Origin of the sequence: Sedimenticola selenatireducens (genome assembly GCF_963675335.2) — a bacterium.
In the GTDB taxonomy this organism is placed as follows: Bacteria; Pseudomonadota; Gammaproteobacteria; order Chromatiales; family Chromatiaceae; genus Sedimenticola; species Sedimenticola selenatireducens.
Genome location: NZ_CAXXYC010000003.1, coordinates 1,220,646 through 1,245,050, shown reverse-complemented (window position 1 = coordinate 1,245,050; position 24,405 = coordinate 1,220,646). Strand labels below are relative to the sequence as shown.

Sequence of the window (24,405 nt, the reverse complement as noted above, 5' to 3'; positions counted from 1 at the left end):
GCATGCTTCAGAATATACCCAATATATTGACACTCCTGCGGATACTCCTGATTCCGGTTTTTGTCGTGCTGTTCTATTTGCCGTGGCAGTATGCGGCGGAGGCATGTGCCATCGTTTTTGCCCTCGCGGCGGTCACTGACTGGTTTGACGGCTACCTTGCCAGAAAACTGGAACAGGTGTCGGCGCTCGGCGCATTCCTTGACCCGGTCGCGGATAAACTGATGGTGGCTGCAGCATTGATTTTGCTGGTACAGCAGGATCCTATCCCGGGGTTGGCCATCCCGGTGCTGGTGATTATCGGGCGCGAGATCACCATCTCAGCCCTGCGTGAGTGGATGGCGGAGATCGGGGCGCGGGCGCAGATTGCGGTCTCGGCGATCGGCAAGGTGAAGACCGCTTTTCAGATGACCGCCATATTTCTTCTGATCTTCCGCAATGATCTGTTTGGTCTGCCGCTATACACCATCGGTTTCGTGCTGCTTTACGTGGCGGTTGTCCTCACCCTGTGGTCCATGTTCGTGTACCTGCGGGCGGCCTGGCCAAGTCTGAATGACCGGGCCGATCCACAAACAGAGGAAAACGCCTGATCGGGGTGATCTTCGGCTTGACACGATCGGCTGGGCGACTACAATAGCCCGCGCATCAGGAGACGCGGGAATAGCTCAGCTGGTAGAGCACAACCTTGCCAAGGTTGGGGTCGCGAGTTCGAATCTCGTTTCCCGCTCCAAGTTTCGGAATACCCCGGGCAAAGACTCGGGGTTTTCTTCTTCAGGTGGTGGAAAATATCTCAAAAATGCCGGATACTTCCGCCCCTGTACAGATAAATGGCTGAGTAGCAAAGTGGTTATGCAGCGGTTTGCAAAACCGTCTACCTCGGTTCGACTCCGGGCTCAGCCTCCATTTTATCCGCTTTAAAATCCGCTGCCCGGGTGGCGAAATTGGTAGACGCAGCGGACTTAAAATCCGCCGGTCATTGCGACCGTGCCGGTTCAAGTCCGGCCCCGGGCACCATATATCAGCAGTTGCACTTCTATTTATCCTGGACAATTACCTTACAAATTGAACCCGGGGCACTATTCAATCTGATTATTGAACGCCTTGATCAACGCACTGTGATCGAGATTGCCCAGGCCTTGGTCGATCAGGGACTTGTAGAGTTGCATGTTGAGTTTGGTTGCAGGTAAATCCAGGCCAAACAGGGCGGCCAGTTCAAGTGCCTGAACAAGGTCTTTGTACTGAGTGGCAATTTTCCCGCCCGGTTTGAAATTCTCCTCGATCATCCGCTGACCATGCACTTCAAGTATCCGTGAGCCGGCAAAGCCGCCCATAAGAGCCTCACGAACCTTGGCCGGATCGGCACCGGCCCGCTTTGCCAGCGCCAGTGCTTCGGCAACCGCGCCGATGTTCAGGCCGACAATGACCTGGTTGGCGGCTTTGGCGATTTGACCGGCACCAACATCGCCGACATGAGTGAACTTGGAGCCGAGCACCTCGAACAGGGGGAGGGCGCGCTGAATGGATTCTTCTGTTCCCCCCGCCATAATGGTCAGGCTGCCGTTGATGGCACCGATCTCGCCCCCTGACACCGGTGCGTCGATGTAATCGACGCCAATTGCGTTCAAACGTCTGGCGAACTCCCGAGTGGGAGCGACAGCGGTTGTCCCCATATCAATGACCAGGGCGTTCGCCTGCAGACACTCGATCATACCCGATTGTCCAAACAGGACCTGCTCAACCGCGGGGGTGTCGGAGACCATTAGCAGGATGATGTTTGCGGAGCGGGCAACCTCCGCAGGTGATACGGCGGGCACGATGCCTGGTCTTTCAAGTTGCCTTGCGGCTTCCTGGCTACGGTTATGAACGATCAGGCGGGCGCCGGCCTTATGAAGGTTCAGACACATAGGTCGTCCCATCAGACCCAGTCCGATAAAACCCAGGGTGTGATCTTTCAGTCTGTTCATGGTCCGGGCAGTCGTTTGCAGTAGGTTTCGGGGTAAACAGGCACGGCGTCACCATCAACGGGTAAAAGAGAGGTTTGCGGATATATCAGACCAACCTGCTGGTTGGATCAATTTTAGACTATTTAGAATCGTTTTCTCGAAATTCCAAAATCTTCGCCTACACTGTTATGAAAACGACCCGGCATGGCGGGATTAATGGCCATGAAAGGGGGAGAACGGACGTAAATGGGGAATTTCAGCTTGGGATTTGCTCCTTGGGATTTGCTCCAGTCTCGGTGAGGATAACAAGTGGTATCAAGAATTCGCAATGACAGGCTATGAGTAAAAAAGCCGTTGTATTGGTGACACGAAAACTTCCAGATGCGGTCGAGGCCCGACTGGAGCGTGATTACGATGCCCGTTTCAACAGCGCGGATAGGGTCTATACCAGTGATGAACTCGTGGAGTTCTCAGCCGGTGCCGACGCCATCATCCCCTGCCACACTGAGAAACTTACCGCAGCGGTTATTGAACGCCTGCCAGACAGCGTTCGGGCAATCTGCAGTTTCTCGGTGGGGTTTGATCACATCGATCTCGATGCGGCCAAGGCGCGTGGCATCATTGTCACCAACACGCCGGATGTGCTCAGCGACGCCACCGCAGAGATTGCCATGCTGCTGATACTCGGAGCGGCCCGAAGGGCCCATGAGGGTGAACAGCAGATTCGTACCGCGACCTGGAGTGACTGGAGCGCAATCGGTGGGCTTGGTATTCAGGTTACGGGCAAACGCTTGGGTATTCTGGGTATGGGCAGGGTGGGCCAGATCCTGGCAAAACGGGCCCGCGGCTTCGACATGCAGATCCACTATCATAATCGCAGCAGGCTATCTCCGGACATTGAAGCGGGTGCCATCTATCACGGGAGCGTGGAGCAACTTCTGCCGCAGTGTGATTTTCTCTCGCTGCATTGTCCGGCCACTCCAGAAACAGAGCGGTTGATGAATGCTGAACGCCTTGGCTTGCTGCCGGATGGGGCGATACTGGTGAATACCGCTCGTGGCACCATAGTGGATGACGACGCCCTGATTGAAGCGTTGCGCTCAGGCAAGCTTTTTGCCGCCGGACTCGACGTTTTCAACAATGAACCAGATATTGATCCTCGCTACAAGGCGTTGGATAACACGTTCTTGCTGCCCCATATCGGCAGCGCCACGCGGGAAACCCGGGATGCCATGGGCTTCAGGGCACTGGATAACCTTGATGCGATTACTGCCGGGCGGGAACCGCCTGACCGGCTGGCCTAGCTCGGATAGTTGGAGAACGATTGCCTATACTGTTTTAGAGAGTTCGATAGATGTGGTAAGCGAAGGAGTGTGAGTACGTTTTGATGCAGTAAGAAAAAAACTAAAACGTAGTACCCATTGAGGAGGTGAGCTATATGAAACACGAAACAAAGAAAGGTGACGTGGCCGGCGGTTCGGAACAGAACATGGCATCAACCAGCCGGCGCAAGTTCTTGAAAGGTGGTCTTGCCGCGGCGGTCGGTTCCGCTACGGTCGGTTTCCCGATGATTTCCATGGGAGCCGCCAAGGTTGTCAAGATGCAGACATCCTGGCCATCTTCCGATATCTGGATGGATTTTGCCCGCCAGTATACAGAGCGCGTGGAGCGCATGTCCGGCGATCGCCTGAAGATCGACCTGCTGCCTGCCGGTGCCGTGGTTGGCGCCTTCCAGGTCATGGACGCGGTTAGCGACGGCGTGCTCGATGCGGCGCATACCGTACCGGTCTACTGGTACGGCAAGCACAAGGCGGCCTCGCTGTTCGGCACCGGTCCGGTGTTTGGTGGCAGCGCCACCACCATGCTGGCCTGGTTCAATGCCGGTGGTGGTAAGGATCTCTACCGCGAGCTGACCCAGGAAATCATGGGTCTCAACGTTTACGGTTTTATGGGCTTCCCGATGCCGGCGCAGCCATTCGGTTGGTTCAAAAAGCCGATAACCAAGGCATCGGAGGTGAAGGGTTTCAAGTACCGCACCGTGGGTCTCGCAGCGGACCTGATGCAGAAGATGGGTATGAGCGTCGCCCAATTGCCCGGCGGCGAGATTGTGCCGGCAATGGAGCGCGGTGTGATTGACGCCTTCGAGTTCAACAACCCCTCGTCGGACCTGCGATTCGGATCGCCAGACGTTGCCAAGAACTACTTCCTGTCGTCCTATCACCAGGCCAGCGAGAGCTTCGAATTCCTGTTCAATAAGGACTTCTTCGACGACCTGGACGAGGACCTGCGGGCAATCCTGGAGTACGGCGTGGAAGCGGCAAGCACAGCGAATACCGCCAGCGCGCTGGACAACTATTCCAAGGATCTTGTGGAGATACAGAACAAGGGCGTCACGGTGCACCGCACCTCTCAGGAGATCCTCGACGCGGAACTCAAGGCCTGGGATGAGATTATCCCCGACCTGGAGAAGGATTCCTACATGAAAAAGGTGTTGGACAGCCAGCGTGCCTGGGTCGACCGGGTCGTGTTCTATGAGTTGATGAACTCGCCGGACTACGCTTTGGCATACAATCACTACTTCCCGGGCAAATTGAAGCTCTGACCGGCGGTGACTGTGCAACCCACCCTGTGGCGGTACCGGTGTGATGCCGCCACAGGGTGGGGCGGGCCTTTGCAAGCCGTCTTTACGCAAGGATAAAGGGATAACAATGCTCGGCTACATACAGTTTGCCGACCGCTTGTCGGCGTGGTTCGGCAAGGCGTTCGCTTGGCTGATCCTGGTCATGGCGATCGGTGTTGGCTATGAAGTTGTCGTGCGATACGGTCTCAATGCACCCACCAGTTGGGCATTCGATCTGTCATACATTACCTACGGAACGCTGTTCATGATGGGCGGCGCCTATACGCTGTCGCGTGGTGGGCATGTGCGCGGCGACTTTATCTACCGGCTATGGAGACCAAAAACCCAGGCACGCGTCGAGTTGGTGCTCTATTTTCTGTTCTTCTTCCCCGGTGTGCTCGCGCTGATTATCTCCGGCTGGAAATATGCTGAGCGCTCCTGGCGCTACCTCGAGGTCAGCGTTAACAGCCCGGCAGGCATCCCGGTGTTCCAGTTCAAGACTGTGATCGTCGCGGCCGGCATCCTGTTATTCATTCAGGGTATCGCCCAGGTTTTCCGCTGCATCATCTGTATCCGCACCGGTGAATGGCTCATGGCTGCCGAGGATATCGAGGAGACGGAGGTGCAACTGGCTCGCGAGGGGGCCGAGGAGATCGGCAGTTTCGCCTCTCAGGTGTCGCGCGAGGACGCGCACGATCTTGAACAGCAGCACCAGGAACTGGAAGAAAGGCAGCAACGAACAAAAAGAAAACACAATGACCCGGAGCGCAACTGAGCCATGTCCGATCCTATAATCGCACTGTCGATGCTGGCGATTTTCCTGTTCATCATCCTGCTCGGCTTTCCGGTCGCCTTCACGCTGATGGCGATGGGCATCATGTTCGGCTACTACGCCTATTTCGACCCCGACCGGATGTGGCGGGCCTACGATCGGGCCATCTCCAAAGGTGATCCGGACCAGTGGACTCAGATCCAGTTGTGGATCGACGGGCTGTTCAACAACCGGATCTTCGACCTGTTTGTCAACCAGACCTACTCGGTGATGGCCAACGATGTGCTCACCGCCGTCCCGCTGTTTCTGTTCATGGGCTACATCGTTGAGCGCGCCAACATCGTCGCGCGACTTTTTCACACCCTGAACATCGCCGCCCGCCACCTACCCGGTTCGATGGCAGTCGCCGCGCTGATCACCTGCACTCTGTTCGCCACGGCCACCGGCATTGTCGGCGCGGTCGTGACCCTGATGGGTCTACTCGCCTTCCCGGCGATGCTCAAGGCGCGCTATGACACCAGCCTGGCATCCGGGGTAATCTGTGCCGGCGGCACACTGGGCATCCTGATTCCGCCGTCGATCATGCTGATCGTCTATGCGGCGGCATCTGGTGTGTCTATCGTCAAACTATATGCCGGTGCGCTGTTTCCCGGTCTGCTGCTGGCGGGCCTGTACGTTGTCTACGTAATCGGTCGCTCGATGCTACAACCGCATCTGGCACCCAAGCCGACCCGAGCGGAGGTCGGTGAATTCACGGTTGCCCAGATTATTGTGCGGCTGTTGACCTCATTTTTTCCGCTCGCCTTTCTAATCATGGCGGTTCTGGGTGCAATCCTGTTTGGCCTGGCAACGCCCTCCGAGGCGGCCGCGGTCGGCGCCCTCGGCGGCCTGCTGCTCACCTTCGCCTACCGGGCGTTCACCTGGCAGCGGCTGCGAGAATCGGTCTACCTGACCCTGCGCACAACGGCGATGGTGTGCTGGTTGTTCGTCGGTTCCTGGACCTTCTCCTCGGTGTTCTCCTATCTCGGTGGCGAACAGATCATCAGCGAATTCGTCACCAGCCTGGACATTTCGCCCGTGATGTTCCTGATCATGGCGCAGATCATTATCTTCCTGCTCGGCTGGCCGCTGGAGTGGTCCGAGATCATCATCATCTTCGTGCCGATATTCCTGCCGCTGCTGCCGCACTTCGGCATCGATCCACTGTTCTTCGGCATCCTGGTTGCGCTCAATCTGCAGACCTCGTTTCTGACGCCCCCGATGGCGATGTCGGCCTATTATCTGAAGGGTATCGCGCCACCGCACGTGCAGTTGAACCAGATCTTCAAGGGCAACTATCCCTATCTCGCCATGGTGTTGTTTGCCATGGTAATCCTGTACAACTTCCCCGAAATCACCTTCTGGCTGCCGGATCTGATCTATGGCCGTTGAGCAACAAAAAATAGTAACGAATTCCCCCGGTTTGGTTGACCTGAGTGCGCTGGAGGCACGCCGGCGGATTGCCGACGGCGCGCTGAGTGCTGTTGAACTGACCGCCGCCTGCCTGCGCCGGATTGCCACTGGCGAAGAGGCAATCCAGGCCTGGTCCAGCATCGATGAAGGCTATGCCATGGGCCAGGCGGAGCGGCTTGATGCCTATCGCCGGACCGGGCAGCCGCTCGGGCCGCTGCACGGACTGCCCGTGGGCATCAAGGACATTATCGATACCCGGGACCTGCCGACCGAAAATGGCTGTGCGCTCGATGCCGGGCGTCGACCCGACGAGGATGCCTGGCTGGTGGCCCGCCTGCGCGCCGCCGGTGCCGTGATTCTCGGCAAGACAGTCACCACTGAATGTGCCTACCTTGCCCCTGCCAAAACCCGTAATCCCCATAACCTGGAACATACCCCTGGGGGTTCTTCCTCGGGCTCGGCGGCGGCGGTCGCCAGTGGCATGGTCCCACTGGCGGTCGGTACCCAGACCGGCGGTTCGGTGATACGGCCCGCCTCATATTGTGGCGTGGTCGGCTTCAAGCCAACCTTTGGTCTGATCCCGCGCAGCGGTGTCTTGCGCACGTCGCGACGACTCGACACCGTAGGGACCTTCGGCCGAACAATTGCGGACGTCGCCCTGCTTGCCGATGTGCTGGCCGGTTATGATGCGGCTGACCCGGACACGACACCCGCAGCCGCGCCAAGGATCCTCGACACCGCGCTATCCGAACCGCCGGTGACGCCACGGCTGGCATTCGTCAAGACACCCGCCTGGACCGGGATCGAGGCGGATTGTGCCGAGGGTTTCGCCGAACTGGTTGCGGCACTTGGAGACCATTGCGATGAAGTTGAGTTGCCCAGGATCTTCAGTGAGGGGGCAGCGGCGCATCGCCGCATCATGCTGACCGAGATTGCCCACAACCTGCGGCACTACTATGACCGTGGATCCGAGCGTCTCGCGGAGGAGACCCGCAGTGCGATAGAGGAGGGCCGGAGCATCAGTGCGGTCGATTATCTCGCCGCTCACGACTGGCGCGAACCGCTCTATGCCGGTCTGGAAGAGGTTCTGGAGCGCTATGATGCGATCGTTACACCGGCTGTGGCAGGCGAGGCACCGGCCGGCTTCGGCAGTACCGGCAGTGCGGCATTCAATGTCCTGTGGTCTTTCGTTGGCGTGCCGGCAGTGACTCTGCCGTTGCTGACGGGTGCCAACGGATTGCCGATCGGTGTGCAACTGGTTGGCCGCCGCCACGCCGACGGGCGGCTGTTGCGTACGGCGCGTTGGCTGGTCAACACCCTGGGAGCCTGAACATGTCAGGTCTGAAACAGGTCGAGTGATATGACAGACAAAATCATGGCCATCATGGCACTGTCCACGATGATCGCCTTCCTGGGGGTGGTCGCCTGGTTCGTGCCGGATATCGATCTGATCATTGTTATTGGATTGGTTTCGCTGCTGGCAATCTACGATTTCTGGCGCACGCTGCGTGAAAAGGGCAATAACAGTAACGAATAATCTTACCCTTTACCCGATTTTTGCAAAAATCCACCTGTAGGAGCGGCGCCTCGCCGCGAAATCGGCCCGGGGGCGGGCCTCCTACGGGGTGTGGTGCTGAACTCTACGAGTGGTGCCTTTCAAGAAACCATGCAACATTTCTATGTCGTGCGTCAGTTTTGTAGAGTGCATAAGCCGGTAGGTGCATGCCATCCTCGACTCTGTAAACGGTACATTGCATCCTCGGCTCCATAAACGATACATCCCTGTACAACTCCCTCTGTACCACCGCTCACCATTGCTTTGGTGGATGCGCTGACGCTTCATGCTGTCCCACCCGCCTGCCACTTGCCAACAGCCTGCCAGACTATCCACATTCAATAGTCAGGTTGACCGCATTCGCGAGCGTATTGGCAACGATACAACCGCGTTCGGCGATGGTAACCAGTTTTTCCAGCTCCCCGGGTGCGGAGCATTGTGCCGTCACTATCATGTGAATATCGGTATAGCGGGCCGGGGCATCGGCAAGCTCTCCTTCGATCTTGGCCCTGGCGTTGTTGATCTCAATATTCCGCGCCTTGGCCGCCGCCAGCAGATTACTCATGAAGCAACCCCCGAGGCCCATCAGTAGTGTCTGCCCTCCCATGGGGCCCTTATTCTGTCCGCCCTTGGCTTCCGGACGGTCCATGATGTGCGAGTGATCACCGGCCTGTCCCCGGGACGATGAGTGATCCATTTGATCGACAGTGATGTGAACGGTTGGCATGGTTGATTTCCTCGTGTTTGATAAATCTCCTCCGGGGAGAAGGTGGTTGGTGTACTTCAAGTTGATAAAGTACTTTGAAGGGTGGATAAGCGACAGCGCATCCACCATTGCCGCGGTGGATGCGCCTACCGGCTTATCCACCCTACGAAACCGAAACAGCTATACCCGGTGGGAGTTAGTCCCACTGATGGCTGGTCTCACGCGATCTCATGGCTCGCCAGCGCCTCCAGCGCCTGGACCAGGGCGGAGTGATCGAGATTTCCGTCACAGGCATTGAACAGTTCCTGGGTGGTGGCTGTATTCGGCAGGCTCAGGCCCAGCTCGCGGGCGCCCGTGAGCGCCAGGTTGAGGTCTTTCTGGTGCAGGGCGATACGGAATCCCGGGTCGAAGGTGCGCTTGATCATGCGTTCGCCGTGTACCTCGAGGATCTTTGAACCGGCAAAACCGCCCATCAGTGCCTCTCTCACAGCGGCGGGATCTACACCGGCCCGGGATGCGAAAAGAAGCGCTTCGCCCACCGCCTCGATAGTGAGGGCGACGACAATCTGGTTCGCCACCTTGCAGGTCTGACCGGCGCCGTTACCGCCGACCAGGGTGATGTTCTTGCCCATCAGTTCGAACAGCGGCCTGGCCTTTTCGAAGGCGCTGCCCGGTCCTCCCACCATGATGGTAAGAGATGCCGACTTGGCGCCCACCTCACCGCCGGATACCGGGGCATCCAGATAATCACAGCCCAGCTGATTGATCCTCGATGCGAAGGATTTGGTCTCGCTGGGTGAGATGGAACTCATGTCGATGACCAGTTTTCCGGGGCTCAATCCGGACGCCACTCCATCCTCTCCAAACAGCACCTGATCCACATGGGGGGTATCGGGCACCATGGTGATCACGATTTCGGCCTGCTCAGCCACGGCCTTGGCCGAATCACAAGCCACGGCGCCGCCGTCCAGCAGCGCCTGAGGGAGGGGAGACCGGTGTCTCACCAGGTAAAGCTGATGCCCTCCCGCCTGCAGGTGCCCGGCCATGGGATTACCCATGATGCCCACTCCGATGAATCCTATTTTGCTCATATCTACCTTCACTCCATGGTGTGTGTAATGGTTGATTGCCGGTGGATTCCGCCTGTTTTGGTGTGTGCATCGCCGAAAGGCGCTGGCCGGGGCTGTTACTGACTAGCGGATAATGAGTGTCTATTTCATGATTGGCATATGAAAGTCCGCGACGGACCGACTACCCTCGGGCCAGCGTGTGGTGATGGTCTTCAGTTTGGTATAGAACTGGATGCCTTCCATGCCGTGCACATGTATATCCCCAAACAGGGAGCGTTTCCAGCCGCCAAAGCTATGGAAAGCCATGGGTACCGGAATCGGCACGTTAATGCCCACCATGCCCACCTGTACTTGCGATGCGTAGGTGCGGGCGGTTTCGCCATCGCGGGTAAAGATGGCGGTGCCGTTGCCAAGCTCATGGTCGTTGACCATCTTGAGTGCGGTCTCGAAATCGTCCGCCCGCACTATGCAAAGCACCGGGCCGAAGATCTCCTCCCGGTAGATGCGCATGTCCGGTAACACCCGGTCGAACAGGCAGCCGCCGAGGAAATAACCGTCCTCATGGCCGCTGATCGTCCGGTTGCGACCATCCACCAGTAACTCTGCCCCCTCTTCAACGCCCAGGTCCACATAGCCTATTACCCGCGCACGGTGTTCACGGGTGACCAGTGGCCCCATCTCCGCCTCTGGGTCGGTGCCTGGGCCTATCTTCAGGTTCTCCACCCGCGGCACCAGTCGTTTCACCAGGGCATCGGCGCTCTGATCACCGACGGCCACCGCCACAGAGATTGCCATGCAGCGTTCACCGGCCGAGCCGTAGGCGGCACCCATCAGGGCATCGGCGGCCTGATCCATGTCGGCATCCGGCATCACGACCATGTGATTTTTGGCGCCACCCAGGGCCTGGACCCGCTTGCCGTGGCTGGAAGCCGTCTGATAGATGTACTCCGCAACCGGGGTGGAACCGACAAAGCTGACGGCAGCCACGCCGGGGTGGGTGAGCAGCGCGTCGACTGCCTCCCGGTCGCCGTTTACCACATTCATCACGCCGTCCGGCAGGCCTGCTTCGCTCAGCAACTGAGCCAGCCGCAGGGCGGTGGAGGGTACTTTCTCGGATGTCTTCAGGATAAAGGTATTACCGCAGACGATAGAGAGCGGAAACATCCACATCGGGACCATGGCCGGAAAATTGAACGGTGTAATACCGACACAGACGCCCAATGGCTGGCGGATCGAATGGCTATCCACGTTGGTACCGACATTTTCGGAAAAACCACCCTTCAGCAAATGGGGCGCGCCGCAGGCAAACTCCACCACCTCCATGCCCCGAATCACCGAACCCCTGGCATCGTTGAGCACCTTGCCATGTTCCGCGGATACCAGTTCGGCGAGTTCCTCCAGATGCTTGTCGAGCAGCGCCTTAAACCGGAAAAGTACCCTGGCGCGGTGCAGGGGAGGGGTATCCCGCCAGCCGGCAAATGCCTGGTCAGCCACCGCGATCGCGCTGTCTACCTCGTTGGCCGATGCCAGCGGCACCCGAGCCCTGAGTTGACCAGTCGCAGGATTGAACACGTCACCGTAGCGGCCGCTGGTACCCTCGACCGGTTGTCCGCCTATATAGTGGTGCAGTGTCTTGATCATATTCACGTCCTTCAGAGTGGCTTTGTCCCGGTTATGCGTTGATGTCGATTTGATTTGGCGATTTGCCCAGGGAGGGGCTTATACCGCGAAGCACAAGGATGTGCGTGAGCGGATTTGCCCGCTAGGAGCGGCATCAGCCGTCAATTTCGCGGATGAATCCGTTCCTACAAAGCATTGTCCCGAATGCAGCGGGTAACTGGGACAGAGCCTCTAAATTGCAATCAACGCTACTAATAAGTTAGTCCAAATTTTCGCTATGTCGAACTGAGCCGCTGCAGTGTGTGGTTTTCGTTACCGACGTGCCCGTGAATACCATCACCGGCAAGTAACTGAAGTAACTGGGGTCAGATGAAAAACTCCATGCCGCACAAGTATGATTACAGATAGTTTTTCATCTGACCCCAATTAGTTCATGAAGGTGGATGATTTGGCGATTTGAAGCCTAACGTCATACCGGTCACTTTTGCAATTATTTCAATTGGTTGGAATTAAGTAAGTGCCATTCTGGTCAGAGTTATTGATACGGCTGACTAGCAGGACGAACTGTGAGTTGATCCCTTCAGTGACGTGGTTGAAGATGCTGTAGGCCGTTGGTGAAGTGCCCTTAGCTGTAATATCAATGACACTGACCCCATTGATTCTCAAAGACTCCGGGGATACAGCAGGCATTGTCCAATGCCTACCTGAAATCTCAGGGACTTTACTCGTTACGTGATGGATGGATCAAGCTTCACCATTCCAAGTGAAACGCCCTGTGCGGAGCCGCATGCAGGGTGTTGTGGGGGCTGGGGGTTAAAGACCCCCGGCTACCCGATTAGGTCATTTTTCAAGAAGGCCAGCCTCAACTAGTTCTGACTCTATTTCGGCCATTGATTCCGTAACAGAATCATTAAATTGGATGCGGCTTACACCATCAAGATCAGAGTGAATTTTTGTGCCTTTCTTAAACAGAATACATACACGCTCTCTACCAAGGCGACCATAGAACCACCCTAACTCAAATATTACATTTGGCCTGGCTTGACTGTACTCACTTTCATCTTTTTGTATTACGTCATCAGGAGTCAATAGAACAAAAGAAAAAGATGCTCTTTGCGCTTCATCTTCAAATTTTTCAATTATTGTTCTACCTTTTCCTGGCTGACCCGATAGCACTACTGGGTCCAGTGCCCATCGCTCCCTCAGTAGCTCTTTTGTTCTAAGCAAATTCAGTTCATCATGACCATGTACGATAAACACACAGTTGCTGACTGTCTTGGCTTGAGGTTCTATAACGGCATCCGAAACATCTTTAGCAGGGACTGCACGATCTAATACATCTTCTGGGTGGTTTTTTAGTTCATCTTCGAGGGCCTCAAGAAAACCAAGATACATTCGAGCTTCATCAACTAAGTTTCCGATAGGGTCACCCATTCGAAACGACATCTTTCGTTTGTTCCTTAGCTTATCTCCTTCAACTTGATTGATTTGTTCTGATATTTTTCTCGACGCACGATCTTTCCATCGTTTTACCTTCTCAAAGCCCGATTGATGATCAGCTAAGCTTTTAGCTTCATTGGCGATATTAACCAGTTGACTAGAAAGCTCTTGGACTACTGCTATCGCTTCTTCTTGATTGTTCACAACTTTCCCTCTAAAGACCTAACGAGCCTGTCGAAAAACCCGCCTAACGCAAACAAGTTTCTGGCTGGTGAATTCTCGACGACACTCTTTCATAATTATTGGTAGCTGTTTGATGATTTATCTATATGGCGATCAACACGCCATCGTTCCTTGCTTTCTACGCCCATTCCCATCCATACCGGTGGATCTTCAAGATATTGTGTAACAACATCATCAACTTCCATTGCCCATCCACCTTGCGCTTGCCTCTTAGGCTAAATCGCTTGATGCCGATGGCATCCGTAATGTGTCCAAACACCGGCTCCACCGTGCCCAGTCGCTGACTATAGATATGCCGGCCTTTCGGGCTGTCTATTTTGCGCTTCATCCGCTCGATGATTCCCGCCTTTTGCTCCTGCGTGATATCCAGTGCGACGTTGATCTGGCGTGGGGTAGGCTGGTTTGGATTCCGCAGACAACGCTTTCTCAACCCACAGTCGTTGCAGTCGTGCTCGTAGCCCTGAAACTGCATGAACAGGTGATGGCCGATTCGGGCGCGCCGGGCCTTGAGCCACATTATCTTTCCCGCTGGGCAACGACAGGTCTCGCTTTTTCGGTCGATGGCGAATTCACTCTGGCTGAAACGCTCCTTGTCCTGGCGCTTGTTTCGTTCCTTGGCGGATTTGTGATCCTTGAAACGCGGATCACGGGAACGGAATCCGGTATCGGCCAGATAGGCATCGATACCTTCCGCTTCCAGGTATTCCAGCATCTCCCGGTTGTGATAACCCGAGTCCGCCGTGATCTGGGTCTTTTTCAACTGCTTTTCTGATGCAGTGTCAACGAAGGTTTCTCTGATCCCTTCGAGGACCGGCTTCAATAAGCCATGTTCCTGACCCTGCCCAAAGGCCTCGGCGTGCACCACAACTTGGCATTGGCTATCCACCGCCGCTACACCGGTATAGCCCTGTATCACGCCATGACTGGTCTTCATCTTGGCGCTTTCGTTGTCGGTGATGTTGCTTTTTACCGTTTTGCCGCTTATCCCCTTACGCTCGGTTTCGGTATCGAGAAAGTGTTTGATCTTGCGTGAGACGGCCCGCAGCTTCTTGATCTGTTCCTTTTCGCGTGCTTGTATGTCCGGTGCCAGCTCGGCATTGTCTTGCTCTTGATGTCGCTGCAGCATGCGGCGCACCGCTCTATCAATCTTCTGACGCTTCTTTTTCAGTTCGGCATGGGTGCCACTCCACTCCTTGGAGGCATTAGAGGGTAGCTTGCAACCATCAATGGCAAACATCTCTTTGCCAATCAGACCCAGCTGATCACACATCAATACGATCTGGCTGAACAGATCGGTAATCGCTTCCGGTGCACGGGAGATGAAATCGGCCAGTGTACTGAAATGGGGTTGGGTATCGGCCGAGAGCGCCATGAAGGTGATGTTCTCACGGCACAGCCGTTCAATCTGTCGGCTGCTGGTGATGCCTTTGGAGTAGGCCAGGATGATGATCTTTAGCAGTAGTCGTGGGTCATAGGCCGGGCGGCCATTGTCATCGTTGCGGTAGTGGCGATCGAAGGACGTCAGGTCCAGTTCATGATCAATTAAATAAGAGAGGGAATATTCAAAGCTGCCGGGGAGAATCTGGCGATCAAAGGCAACCGGGATCATCTTCATTTGATCGTAGTTGTACTCCTTATAGCGGGCCATCATCCATTCTCCCTGCCAGTATTATTGTGTTTCTGATTTTACCCAATAACGGGGTTTTTCTACAGCCTCAACGCCATGCGTAACCGGACCCATAAGGTGGCGTGAGGAATGAACGCCGCTTTATGGGGTCCGAGTTAACGCACTTGTTAGGGCCTTTGCATGTTTTCTCTAATAAATGCCTCATAATCTTCGACAGACTGAAGTGACACTTTAAACTGAGTGTGAATATCGTTTTTCTTTGATTTTTGGAAAGAATTTCTAGTGAAACCATTATAGCCAATTTCATTTTGAGCTCCAGAAGCTAACAGACGGCACCACTCCGAAATATTATCTATATATGAAAAGAGGTCATCTCTCGATAAGCTTCTGCTCGTGAGCTGGCCATGGAATATCTTGTTTCTATGCTGTATTGCTTCAGATATTTTCGATTGAAGCGTTTGGTATTGCTGACCGACCACAACTTCAACGGTAATTGGGTATATAGCATTAAAGCCGTTAATCATTCCTTCAAAGTACACGCGGCGGTTGTCTGCCAGCTTTTCTTTGAGTGCTGAGACCTCACTCCCTGAAAAGCAGGGAAACTGAAAGACTAAATGTGTTACCAATTTTCTAATCTGGCGCTCTGCTTTTATCAATGAAAGCGCGAAAGCATCAACACCTCTTGTTTCTGCGGAGGATTCTTTGAGTAGTTCTACAGTGGCAAACTCATCTTCGAAGCTCATTTCATATTTGCCCTAACGCTGTTTATACAGTCCGCATATCCGGCGCAATATACATCTGTAGAATATATTGACGATCCCGACATATTGTTCTATTTGTGTTCTATATTTAGGGATAATTTTGGAGTGAGGCATCCCGCCCATAGAAGCTCATTTCTTAGTATTCCTGAGTTTATCAGCCGAAAGTAATCATAAAAGTGTTCTCTCACTCACAAGAAAAAAGGCAAGCGTTAAGCTCGCCTTTTCGGTTTTCAAGTTATGTTAGCCAGTTTTGCATCTTATGAGCACAGGTTTGCAGCTTATGCTTTCCCCCACAAACGGGCCCCTGGTCTGTTACGCAGGCTGGCTCAACCGCACTTTGAATCACCGCAGTTGAGACAGGTCAGGCAGCCGTCCATCATGATGGCGGCCTTGGTGTTGCATTTCTTGCAGAGCTGGGCGCCTTCTGGGAAGTCACTGGCGTGCTCCTTGTCGCGCAGGTTAATCGACTCTTCGTACTGGGCGCGTTTTTCATCTATCAGTTTCTGCTGGTGCTCGTCCGGACCCTCTTCCTTGAGCAGGCCGATCATGACCAGGTGACAGTGAATGGCATCACCGATCTCGGCCACCAGTGAGGGCATGTATTTGCCGCCTTTCTTGAAATAGCCGCCGCTGGGATCGAAAACCGAACGCAGCTCTTCCACCAGGAAGGTGACGTCGCCACCCTTGCGGAACACCGCCGAGATGATTCGGGTCAGGGCAACAATCCACTGGAAGTGGTCCATGTTTTTGGAGTTGATGAACACCTCATAGGGACGGCGTACCTCATGCTCGGTACCATGGTTAAGGATAATGTCATTGATGGTGACATAGAGCGCATGTTCGGAAAGCGGCGTGCTGATCTTGTAGGTGGAGCCGAACAGCATCTCCGGACGCGCCACTTTCTCATGCATGTGGATGATATTGCTTTCCGGTGCCTTCGCCTCAACGGGCGCTGGAGCCTCTTCCTCTTTGGCGACACTGTAGCCTACGATTTTACTGTCAATCTTGATTGCCATATTACTTAACCCTGTCAGCGGATACTGAGCGGTTGAATCCTCTGTGTCAGACCTGAGTCTGGTACTTTCTGTCTGGTCTGTTACCCCGGTCTAGAATTTACCGTAGTAACCCTCTTTCATGGCATCGAACAGGTTGGCGGCGGTGTGTATCTCGCCGTCATATTCGATCTCCTCATTACCCTTGGCCTCGATTTCGGTGCCGTCTTCCAGGGTGAACTTATAGGTGGTGTTGGCCAGGTCCTCTTCTTTGACTAGCACGCCCTGGAACGCCTCCGGATTGAAGCGGAAGGTGGTGCAGCCTTTCAGTCCCTGCTCATAGGCGTAGAGATAGATATCCTTGAACGCATCGTAATCGAAATCGGTCGGTACGTTGGCCGTTTTGGAGATGGATGAGTCGATCCATTTCTGTGCCGCCGCCTGTACATCCACATGCTGCTTGGGCGTGATCTTGTCCGCGGTGATGAAGTATTCCGGCAACTGTTTATCCGCTTCATCGGAGTAGGGCATCGCCTCCTTGTTGATCAGTTCCCGATAGGCCAGCAGTTCAAAGCTGAACACATCCACCTTCTCCTTGCTCTTCTTGCCTTCGCGGATGATGTTGCGCGCATAGTGGTGGGCAAAGCTCGGTTCAATACCGTTACTGGCGTTGTTGGCCAGTGACAGGGAGATGGTGCCGGTCGGGGCGATGGAGCTGTGGTGGGTGAAGCGGCAGCCATCCTCGGCGATCTGCTCGACCAGAGCGGGGTTCTCGGCGGCAATCTGCTGCATGTAGCGGCTGTATCTGGCATGCAGGATCTTGCCCTTAATCTTATCGCCGACTTTCCAGTTATCCACGGCCATTTCCGGGCGCTGGGTCAGCATCTCCTTGGTGATGGTGAACTCCTGCTCCATGATTGGAGCAGGGCCTTTTTCCCGGGCCAGATCGAGCCCGGTCTGCCAGCCAACCATCGCCAGCTCTTTGGTCACTTTCTCGGTGAAGCGCAGTGAGGCGGCGTCGCCGTACTGCATGCCCAGCATGGTCATGGCGGAACCCAGCCCCAGATAGCCCATGCCATGACGGCGTTTGCGTTCAATCTCTTTGCGCTGCTCTTCCAGCGGCAGTCCATTGATCTCCACCACGTTGTCCAGCATGCGGGTAAACACGGCCACCACCTCGCGGAATTCCGCCCAGTCGAAGGTGGCCTCCTTGGTAAAGGCATTGCGGACAAACTTGGTCAGATTGACCGAACCCAGCAGACAGGCGCCATAGGGGGGCAGGGGCTGTTCGCCACAGGGATTTGTGGCACGCACGTTTTCGCAGAACCAGTTGTTGTTCATCTCATTGACCTTGTCAATCAGGATGAAACCGGGTTCGGCGTAGTCATAGGTGGAGGACATGATGACATCCCACAACCTTTGTGCGCGGATGGTCTTGTAAATCTTGCAGGCCACCCGGGTGCCGGTTTCGTCAACAATGAAACCGTTCTTGTAGGGCCATTCGCGCCAGATGATCTGTTTACTGTCAGTCAGATCGATATTGTCTTCCTGCAGTTCTTTTTCCGAGATAGGGAAGGCGAGGTCCCACTGGGCGTCCTGCTTGACTGCTTCCATAAACTCTTCGGTAATCAGCAGCGAGAGATTGAATTGACGCAGGCGTCCGGCTTCACGCTTGGCGCGGATAAAATCCATGACATCGGGGTGCCCCACATCGAAAGTGGCCATCTGGGCGCCACGGCGTCCACCGGCGGATGAGACGGTGAAGCACATCTTGTCGTAGATATCCATGAACGAGAGGGGGCCGGAGGTATAGGCGCCGGCACCGCTCACGTAGGCCCCTCGTGGGCGCAGGGTGGAGAATTCGTAGCCGATGCCGCAACCCGCTTTCAGGGTCAGTCCCGCCTCGTGCACCTTGCCGAGGATCTCGTCCATGGAGTCATAGATGGTGCCGGACACGGTGCAGTTGATGGTTGATGTGGCCGGTTTATGTTCCAGGGCACCGGCATTGGAGGTGATACGGCCAGCCGGGATGGCGCCACGCCGCAGGGCCCAGAGAAAACGCTCGCCCCACTCTTGCTGTAGTTCGGGGGTCAGTTCTATATCGGCCAGTGCCTTGGCGACCCGCTGGTAGGTGCCATCTATGTCCTGGTCTACGGGGGTGCCGTCCTTTGTTTTCAACCGGTACTTGGTATTCCAGATATCGAGTGAGGCGGGTTGCAAGGGAATCTCCACGGCGGCAGTGGGTACAGCTTTGAGGTGGGCGCTTTTCATGTCACATAAATCCTTCGGCTCTTATATTTATATGATTTATTGTCCTGTACGCCTGAATCCAGCCTCTCGGTACCGGGGCGCGCAATCACATACTGCTTCAAGTGTAATACTTGGTTACTTCGTAGGGTGTCGCTCAATGCATAGGCACCGGGCATTTGTAAAAGAATAATCTGTTCTCATGGTCGCTCCTATATATTGTAGCTTTACTTTCCGTGTTTGGCATGAAAACACAATATGTTGTGTTTTGGTGTGTGAAGATTAGGGCTGCTCGCTACCGCTGTCAAGCCTGCTTATGGAGTATAAGATAAATCTAATAATTAATAAAAACAGTAACTTATGATTGGCTTTTGGCTTCAAGATCATGATAAGTCACGGAAAAAAAAGGAAATTCAAGAAAACACAATATATTGTGTTTTTGCTGAATTTATTCACAACAGTTAGTGGTATCGCCGGAGTGTCGCGGAGTATCCACCTGCGCCTGCACCCTGTATGGGCAGGCTCAGGTGGTCTTACTGAAGTGTTGAGCCGAGGATTATTTAGTTGCGTCCTCGGGTTTAGCTGTAGCAGGCTGCTGTGGAGCGGCGGGTAAATAGGGAGTGCCATAGTAGGGGTAGTAGCCGTAGGGTGCATAACCATACCCATGTCCATATGGCGGGTAACCACCATAATACGGATAGCCACCGTAGTACGGATAGCCGCCCCACGGTCCCCCGGACCACGGGCCACCCCAGCCGTCCCATGGACCCCATCCCCAAAATGCGTTTGCAGATAATGGTGCCATAGCCGCAGAGGTGGCTATGAGTGCAGCAGTAAGAACTCGACTTATCTTAATCATGTCATCCCTCCGATTAGGTCGTCTGAAAAGGAATTGTCGCAACGTTAGAATAATAGCTTTAGTCTTAGGTGGTTTTGATAGAGATCATATAGTTAGTAGTAAATAATAAATTAATATACATGTAATTAATATTTATCAGGATGACCCAAGGTGAGCAAGATAAAAACAACCCTGGTGCTGGGCGTTGGCAATAACCTGCTAACGGATGAGGGGGTGGGCATTCATGTCATCAATCGGTTACAGGAACAGTTTCCGCACAAAGAGTCTGTCACCTTTGTCGACGGCGGCACATTGAGTTTCTCACTGGCCGGATTGTTGGCTGAGCATGATCAGTTGATTGTGGTGGATGCCGCCAGGACAGGCGGCAGCCCTGGCAGTGTGGTCTGCTATGAGGGCAGTGATATGGATCGCTACCTGACGGGCAATCGGCAAAGTGTGCATGAGGTGAGTCTTACTGACTTGTTGGATATTGCCCGTCTCTCTGATCATTACCCGGAAAAACGGGCGCTGGTGGGGATTGAGCCGGGAAGCCTGGACTGGGGGGAAAAGCCTTCGGACCCGGTTGCCAAGGCGATACCATCAGCAGTGCGCATGGTGGTCGACTTGATTGACCGTTGGGGAGTCGATGGCGATTGATCGGACCAGTCTCCCGTCTGTTCCTCATACTTCTCAGCGCACTTCTGTGCGAACAGCTATGTATACTAAGTTGCTGTTATTACGCATTAAAGAATAATTTTAAAGAAAGCAAAAGGTAACGTGATCTGGGTCATCATAGATTTTTCTCAATCGGGATAGTCTTGAGACAAAGGATAAATAAGTATATGAGCGTATTCGATCAAACGGATTCTGAATCGATCCCAAGTCCAGAGATGCCTTACATGACGCACATGACACACAATACCCTGCCATTGTTGAATGAGGTACGGCATGCGTTGAAACGGCTGGTACGGACCGGTGAATCCACTATTATTGACCTGCGCGCCATCCCGTTTGGACCGGGTGATGAGGAGCATCTGCTTGACCTGTTGGGTCAGGGTGAGGTGATGGCGACCTTGGACGCCTTGGGTAAAACGACTGTCAAGGAGTCCCGCTTCAGTGGCGTCTGGATAGTGGATCATTACAATAGCGAAGCTGAGCGCATCGCGTTTCAGATCGAAGTGATTGAAATCCCGGAACTCTTGCGCGCCCAGGCAGATGACATGTATGAAAGCCTTGAAAAACTGGATACAGTGCTGGATGTCGAGATGCACAGACCGGAGTGAGAGGCAGGTGTAGAACGCATAGCAGGTGATCGCGGTGGACGATATTCGATCGTGATGAAAAGAAAAACAGAGACTCAACAGAAATCGGTATTTAGATAAGGGAGGTAACATGGCTGAAAAAAGCACCCTGGGTGACAGCCTGAGGCGTCACGGGGTTTCAAGACGCGGTTTTCTGAAGTTTTGTACTGCAACCGCCTCACTCATGGCGTTGCCGCCAACCATGGTCCCCGCCATTGCGGCGGCCCTGGAAAAGGCGAAACGCCCGTCGGTCATCTGGCTCTCTTTCCAGGAGTGCACCGGCTGCACGGAATCACTGACCCGCAGTCACTCCCCATCAGTTGAGAGTCTGATATTCGATCATATCTCCCTGGACTATCACCACACCCTGCAGGCGGCGGCCGGTGAGGCGGCTGAGGCGGCCCGGGAAGCGGCCATGCATGAGAACAAGGGGAAGTACATCCTGGTGGTGGATGGTTCTATTCCTTTGGGCGATCCGGGATACTCCACTATCGCCGGTATCAGCAATCTGCAGATGCTGGAAGAGACCGCAAAGGATGCGGCGGCCATTGTCGCCGTGGGTACCTGCGCGGCCTTTGGCGGTTTGCCACAGGCCAATCCCAATCCCACCGGTGCGGTGTCTGTTTCGGATATCATCACGGACAAACCGATTATCAACGTCTCCGGATGCCCGCCGATTCCTACCGTGATCACCGGCGTGTTGGCGCATTTTCTCACCTTTGGCAGCATCCCTGAACTGGATCAGTACAACCGTCCCAAGGTGTTCTATGGCCAGAGCATCCATGATCGCTGCTATCGCCGTCCCTTCTATGACAAAGGCCTGTTTGCCGAGACCTTTGATGACGAAGGGGCAAAGGCCGGGTGGTGTCTCTACAAACTTGGCTGTAAAGGCCCGATGACCTATAACGCCTGCGCTACCACCAAGTGGAATCAGGGAACCAGTTGGCCGGTTGAGTCCGGGCACGGTTGCCTGGGCTGTTCCGAGCCCCGCTTCTGGGATGCGGGCGGTTTCTACAATGCGCTCTCGGTCCCGATCAGCGACAATTCACAGACAGTGGCATTTGCCGCCGCCGCCGGCTTGGCACTGGGTGCCGCTGCCGCGGGCCTCAACTACAAGAAAAAGGATGAGGCACGGAAGGCGCACGGTACCGTCACGATTGACGATCTGGAGAAATCATCATGAATGAATCGATGGACTTTCTCATCTGGACAAAGGGCACGGCATTCGATATCGCCGTTACCATTTTCGTCATCGGCGTTATCCTGAGGTTGTTTGAGATTATCTCCCTGGGTCGCAAGCAGAGCCTGGCCGAAGCGAAGGGCACTGAATTTGGCCCTGGGATGAAAACAATCTTCTCAAGATCCGTTCCGGATCTGGGTACGTTCAGAAGACAGCCACTTACCGTGGTGACCGGCTACATGTTCCACATCGGCCTGTTTGTCAGCCTGTTTCTGTTTGTACCCCACATTGAACTGTTTCGGGCCACCTTTGGCTTCGGTTGGCCTGGCCTGCCGACGCCGGTCGTGGATGCGGCTGCCGTGCTTGCCATTGTCGGTCTGCTGGCCGGTCTTTGGCACCGCATCATGAACCCGGTGATGCAGAAGATCACCACCTGGGAGGACTGGCTGGTCTGGGCACTGACGTTCCTGCCAATCATTACCGGCTATCTGGCGTATCACCGCATGGTAAATCCATACCCGGTGATTCTTGGTCTGCATATCCTGAGTGTAGAGGCGCTGATGATAGCCTTCCCGTTCACCAAGCTGATGCACACGTTCACTGTTTTCCTTTCGCGCTGGTACAACGGTGCGATGAGCGGCCGTCGGGGGGTTGAATCATGAGTGAAGCCACACTTGAACGGGGTATCAACGCCCTGAAGGAACAGATCGATGCACCCGTTGCCGCCTTCTTTTCCAGTTGTGTCAGTTGCGGCATGTGTGCCGAGGCGTGCCTTTTCTATACCGAAACCGGAGATCCGAAATACACGCCGATCTACAAGCTGGAGCCACTACGCAGGGTCTGGGAATCCGAGTACACCCTGATCGGCAAGGTAAAAAAGGCCTTGGGTCTGCACAAACCTGTGACCGATGAGATGCTGGAGGAGTGGCAGGAACTGCTCTATGACAGCTGCACCATGTGCGCCCGCTGCTCCATGATCTGTCCGGTCGGCAATGATATCGCCTACATGATACGCAAAACCCGCGAAGGCATGGTGGCCTCGGGTAATGCGCCGGAAGGGGTCAAGGGCGCATCGATCCGGGCAGTTACTATCGGTAGTCCCATGGGGGTCAAGCTCAGCGCCCTGGAGGCGCAGATCAAGCATATCGAGGCGGACAGTGGCCTGAAGATTCCCATGGATGTGGAGGGTGCCGATTACCTGGCGTTGCTCTCCTCCATGGAGATCATGAACTTTCCCGAGTACCTGGAAGGGCTGGCGAAAATCTTCAAGCAGGCCGGTGTCAGCTGGACGCTCTGTTCCACGGCGTTTGAGGCCACCAACTCCGGCATCCAAATCGGTTCCAGCGATATTGCCCGCACCCTGGTGCAGCGCATTGTCGATGGCGCGGAGCGGCTGAAAGTGAAAAATGTCATCAGCCCGGAGTGTGGTCACGCCTACACCGCCATTCGCTGGGAAGGCCCCAATCTGATCGGGCGGCCATTCCCGTTCCGGGTGGTGCATATCCTGGAACTGCTGGACGAGTTGCGAGCGGCGGGACGGATCAAGACCAAGGGTCTTGAGACGGAGCGCCATACCTTCCATGATCCCTGTTCCCTGGTTAGAAAGGGTGGCGTGATTGATGAGCCACGGCGCCTGATGGATATGGTAACCAGCAATTTTGTCGATATGAAAGACCGCGGCACGCTGGCCTGGTGCTGTGGCGGTGGTGGTGGCGTCTCCAGTAATGAAGACGCGGATGAACTGCGCATCAAGGCATTCAAGAAAAAGCGGGATCAGATCGCGGAGACAGGTGCCGATGTACTGGTAACCGCCTGTGCCAACTGCCGGCTGGTCATTGAGGAGGGACTCGAGGAGTACAATATCGAGATGCCGATTGTCGGCCTTTCCGAGATGATTGCCGATCACCTGGTAGTGGATGAGACGCCACCAGAAACGAAAAAATAATGCGGGACCTTCCGCTCCCAGTGAGCGGAAGGCCGATCATAAAGATTGCAGCAGCGCCATGAGCGCGAAGCTCCGTCCAGTCAATCGGGACGGCTA

At 54.9% G+C, this 24,405-nt stretch carries 21 protein-coding genes and 3 tRNA genes; 15 read left to right on the top strand and 9 right to left on the bottom strand.

Annotated elements, in window-relative coordinates; genetic code table 11:
• Positions 1-2 precede the first annotated feature (2 nt).
• The 4 genes from pgsA to ACHZBF_RS09415 all read left to right on the top strand — a co-directional run bounded on the left by pgsA (position 3) and on the right by ACHZBF_RS09415 (position 1,011).
• The gene (pgsA, locus tag ACHZBF_RS09430; RefSeq protein WP_037375313.1) at positions 3-587 is read left to right on the top strand and encodes a CDP-diacylglycerol--glycerol-3-phosphate 3-phosphatidyltransferase; all 585 of its coding nucleotides are present in this window, start codon (positions 3-5) and stop codon (positions 585-587) included.
• Positions 588-651: 64 nt separating this feature from the next.
• Positions 652-727: transfer RNA gene (locus ACHZBF_RS09425), tRNA-Gly, on the top strand.
• Between the two features lie 99 nt (positions 728-826).
• Positions 827-900, top strand: a tRNA-Cys gene (locus ACHZBF_RS09420).
• Positions 901-923: 23 nt separating this feature from the next.
• Positions 924-1,011, top strand: a tRNA-Leu gene (locus ACHZBF_RS09415).
• Between the two features lie 62 nt (positions 1,012-1,073).
• Here the strand turns inward: ACHZBF_RS09415 and ACHZBF_RS09410 are convergent.
• Positions 1,074-1,961: an NAD(P)-dependent oxidoreductase gene (locus tag ACHZBF_RS09410; protein ID WP_321528280.1), complete on the bottom strand. Its 888-nt coding sequence runs from the start codon at positions 1,959-1,961 to the stop codon at positions 1,074-1,076.
• Positions 1,962-2,278: 317 nt separating this feature from the next.
• Between ACHZBF_RS09410 and ACHZBF_RS09405 the strand changes: the two genes are divergently transcribed.
• From ACHZBF_RS09405 to ACHZBF_RS09380, 6 genes are all read left to right on the top strand, one after another.
• Positions 2,279-3,244, top strand: a complete 966-nt coding sequence (locus ACHZBF_RS09405; RefSeq protein ID WP_321528279.1) for a 2-hydroxyacid dehydrogenase — start codon at positions 2,279-2,281, stop codon at positions 3,242-3,244.
• A 134-nt stretch (positions 3,245-3,378) separates the two neighbouring features.
• On the top strand, positions 3,379-4,542 hold the full coding sequence (locus ACHZBF_RS09400; RefSeq protein WP_084610044.1) for a TRAP transporter substrate-binding protein: 1,164 nt from the start codon (positions 3,379-3,381) through the stop codon (positions 4,540-4,542).
• A 106-nt stretch (positions 4,543-4,648) separates the two neighbouring features.
• Positions 4,649-5,335 carry a TRAP transporter small permease subunit gene (locus ACHZBF_RS09395; RefSeq protein WP_084610046.1) on the top strand — a complete coding sequence of 229 codons (687 nt, stop codon included), beginning with the start codon at positions 4,649-4,651 and terminating at the stop codon, positions 5,333-5,335.
• A 3-nt stretch (positions 5,336-5,338) separates the two neighbouring features.
• Entirely contained in the window at positions 5,339-6,763 is a 1,425-nt protein-coding gene (locus tag ACHZBF_RS09390; protein WP_321528278.1) for a TRAP transporter large permease, read from the top strand.
• Complete coding sequence (locus ACHZBF_RS09385) at positions 6,753-8,114, top strand: amidase (RefSeq protein WP_029133705.1); 1,362 nt, start codon at positions 6,753-6,755, stop codon at positions 8,112-8,114. The genes ACHZBF_RS09390 and ACHZBF_RS09385 overlap by 11 nt, the downstream gene beginning before the upstream one ends.
• 30 nt (positions 8,115-8,144) lie before the next feature.
• A complete protein-coding gene (locus tag ACHZBF_RS09380; RefSeq protein WP_157606804.1) occupies positions 8,145-8,321 on the top strand; it encodes a hypothetical protein in 177 nt (58 codons plus the stop codon).
• A 346-nt stretch (positions 8,322-8,667) separates the two neighbouring features.
• On the opposite strand, the gene ACHZBF_RS09375 is transcribed toward ACHZBF_RS09380, so the two are convergent.
• The 8 genes from ACHZBF_RS09375 to ACHZBF_RS09340 all read right to left on the bottom strand — a co-directional run bounded on the left by ACHZBF_RS09375 (position 8,668) and on the right by ACHZBF_RS09340 (position 19,069).
• The gene (locus ACHZBF_RS09375; RefSeq protein ID WP_321528277.1) at positions 8,668-9,066 is read right to left on the bottom strand and encodes an OsmC family protein; all 399 of its coding nucleotides are present in this window, start codon (positions 9,064-9,066) and stop codon (positions 8,668-8,670) included.
• A 197-nt stretch (positions 9,067-9,263) separates the two neighbouring features.
• Entirely contained in the window at positions 9,264-10,136 is an 873-nt protein-coding gene (locus tag ACHZBF_RS09370; RefSeq protein ID WP_321528276.1) for a 2-hydroxy-3-oxopropionate reductase, read from the bottom strand.
• A gap of 120 nt (positions 10,137-10,256) precedes the next feature.
• Complete coding sequence (locus ACHZBF_RS09365; RefSeq protein ID WP_321528275.1) at positions 10,257-11,756, bottom strand: CoA-acylating methylmalonate-semialdehyde dehydrogenase; 1,500 nt, start codon at positions 11,754-11,756, stop codon at positions 10,257-10,259.
• Positions 11,757-12,575: 819 nt separating this feature from the next.
• The gene (locus ACHZBF_RS09360) at positions 12,576-13,379 is read right to left on the bottom strand and encodes a nucleotide-binding protein (RefSeq protein ID WP_321528274.1); all 804 of its coding nucleotides are present in this window, start codon (positions 13,377-13,379) and stop codon (positions 12,576-12,578) included.
• A 157-nt stretch (positions 13,380-13,536) separates the two neighbouring features.
• Positions 13,537-15,066, bottom strand: a complete 1,530-nt coding sequence (locus ACHZBF_RS09355; protein ID WP_462691999.1) for an IS1182 family transposase — start codon at positions 15,064-15,066, stop codon at positions 13,537-13,539.
• A 146-nt stretch (positions 15,067-15,212) separates the two neighbouring features.
• Positions 15,213-15,788 carry a hypothetical protein gene (locus ACHZBF_RS09350; protein ID WP_321528272.1) on the bottom strand — a complete coding sequence of 192 codons (576 nt, stop codon included), beginning with the start codon at positions 15,786-15,788 and terminating at the stop codon, positions 15,213-15,215.
• Between the two features lie 344 nt (positions 15,789-16,132).
• Entirely contained in the window at positions 16,133-16,822 is a 690-nt protein-coding gene (locus tag ACHZBF_RS09345; RefSeq protein WP_029133709.1) for a TSCPD domain-containing protein, read from the bottom strand.
• A gap of 90 nt (positions 16,823-16,912) precedes the next feature.
• Complete coding sequence (locus ACHZBF_RS09340) at positions 16,913-19,069, bottom strand: adenosylcobalamin-dependent ribonucleoside-diphosphate reductase (protein ID WP_029133710.1); 2,157 nt, start codon at positions 19,067-19,069, stop codon at positions 16,913-16,915.
• 985 nt (positions 19,070-20,054) lie between these two features.
• Here ACHZBF_RS09340 and ACHZBF_RS09335 point away from each other — a divergent pair.
• The 5 genes from ACHZBF_RS09335 (at position 20,055) to ACHZBF_RS09315 (ending at position 24,309) form a co-directional block, all read left to right on the top strand.
• The gene (locus ACHZBF_RS09335; protein WP_029133711.1) at positions 20,055-20,540 is read left to right on the top strand and encodes a HyaD/HybD family hydrogenase maturation endopeptidase; all 486 of its coding nucleotides are present in this window, start codon (positions 20,055-20,057) and stop codon (positions 20,538-20,540) included.
• Positions 20,541-20,782: 242 nt separating this feature from the next.
• Positions 20,783-21,166, top strand: coding sequence for a hydrogenase expression/formation protein (locus tag ACHZBF_RS09330; protein ID WP_245621731.1), 384 nt, complete (start codon positions 20,783-20,785; stop codon positions 21,164-21,166).
• Positions 21,167-21,275: 109 nt separating this feature from the next.
• Positions 21,276-22,367 carry a hydrogenase small subunit gene (locus tag ACHZBF_RS09325; protein WP_029133712.1) on the top strand — a complete coding sequence of 364 codons (1,092 nt, stop codon included), beginning with the start codon at positions 21,276-21,278 and terminating at the stop codon, positions 22,365-22,367.
• Positions 22,364-23,026, top strand: a complete 663-nt coding sequence (locus ACHZBF_RS09320) for a hypothetical protein (RefSeq protein ID WP_029133713.1) — start codon at positions 22,364-22,366, stop codon at positions 23,024-23,026. Before ACHZBF_RS09325 ends, ACHZBF_RS09320 begins: the two co-directional genes overlap by 4 nt.
• Positions 23,023-24,309 (top strand): (Fe-S)-binding protein, encoded by a 1,287-nt coding sequence (locus tag ACHZBF_RS09315; protein ID WP_029133714.1) that lies wholly within the window; start codon positions 23,023-23,025, stop codon positions 24,307-24,309. The genes ACHZBF_RS09320 and ACHZBF_RS09315 overlap by 4 nt, the downstream gene beginning before the upstream one ends.
• The last annotated feature ends 96 nt before the right edge of the window (positions 24,310-24,405 follow it).